The sequence below is a fragment of the Streptomyces sp. NPDC051172 genome (assembly GCF_040682555.1).
Lineage (GTDB): Bacteria > Actinomycetota > Actinomycetes > Streptomycetales > Streptomycetaceae > Streptomyces.
Genome location: NZ_JBFBBE010000366.1, coordinates 1 through 1,324 on the forward strand (window position 1 = coordinate 1; position 1,324 = coordinate 1,324).

The following is a 1,324-nucleotide window of genomic DNA, read 5'->3' on the forward strand; positions in this document are numbered from 1 at the left end:
TCTTGGGCGGCCTGGGCCTGCCGGTCGTGCTGACCCTGCGGCGGGACCTGCGTCGACCCGAGCGGTGGAACCTCACGGTCCGGCTCGTGCTCGTGGGCACCGCGGTGCTGCTGGTGGGCGGCACGCTCATGTACCTCGTCCTCGAGTGGTCCAACCCGCGGACCCTGGGCGGTCTGGACCCGGCCTCGCGCGTGCTCGCGGCGTTCTTCCAGTCCGTCACGACCCGCACCGCCGGCTTCAACACCCTGGACTACGGGCAGATGCACCCCGTGACGCTCTTCGGCACCGACATGCTCATGTTCATCGGCGGCGGCCCCGCCGGCACCGCCTCGGGCGTGAAGATCACGACGGCGAGCGTCCTGCTGTTCATCGTGCTCGCGGAGATCCGGGGGGAGGGCGCCGTCCATGCGTTCGGCCGCCGGCTCTCCCGGACCACGCACCGCGAGGCGATCACCGTGATCATGCTCTCCGCGACCGCGATCGCCGTCGCCACGATGGTGCTCATGGGCCTGTCCTCGTTCACGACCGACCAGATCCTGTTCGAGTGCGTGTCCGCGTTCGGCACGGTGGGCCTGTCCACCGGCATCACCGCCCAGCTGCCGCCGGCCGCGCAGGGCATCCTCATGCTCCTCATGTTCGTCGGCCGCATCGGCCCCGCCACCGTCGCCGGCAGCCTGGCCCTGACCGACCGCACCCGCCACTTCGAGTACCCGAAGGAGAGGCCCCTCATTGGTTGATCTCACCCGTTCCCTGTTCGCCCCCCGCCGGGGCGACCGCCCCACCGTGGCCGTCCTCGGGCTCGGCCGGTTCGGCTCCGGGGTCGCCCTCGAGCTCATGGAGTCCGACTGCCACGTGCTGGGGGTCGACGCCGACGCCGAGGCCGTCCAGGCGCTCAACGGCCGGCTGACCCACGTCGTCCGCGCGGACAGCACGGCCGAGGAGGCGATGGGCCAGCTCTCGGTCCACGAGATGGACCACGTCGTCGTCGCCATCGGCGGCGACCTCGCCGACTCGATCCTCACCGTCTCGCTGATGCGGCGGTTCGGGACGCACCAGCTCTGGGCCAAGGCCAACGACGACCGCCACGGCGAGATCCTGCGTCAGCTCGGCGTGGAGCACGTGGTCCACCCGGAGCGGGACATGGGCCGCCGCGTGGCGCACCTGGTCAGCACGTCGTTCCAGGACTTCGTCGAGGTCGAGCCGGGCCTGGCCATGGTCCGGGCCACGCCGCCGTCGCGCCTGCTGGGCAGGGACCTGCGAGCCACCGGGCTCGCGGGGGAGCGGGGCATGCGCGTGGTCGCCGTCCGCAGCCGCGGCACGTGGC

General features: G+C 72.4%; 2 protein-coding genes. Both read left to right on the forward strand.

Annotated features, from left to right (window positions below; translation table 11 throughout):
* On the forward strand, nt 1-737 hold a 737-nt coding region (locus AB0N07_RS51155; protein ID WP_365847865.1), incomplete at its 5' end, for a potassium transporter TrkG.
* Nucleotides 730-1,324 (forward strand): TrkA family potassium uptake protein (locus AB0N07_RS51160; protein ID WP_365847867.1); only part of this gene is annotated, 595 nt, incomplete at its 3' end. The genes AB0N07_RS51155 and AB0N07_RS51160, both read left to right, overlap by 8 nt.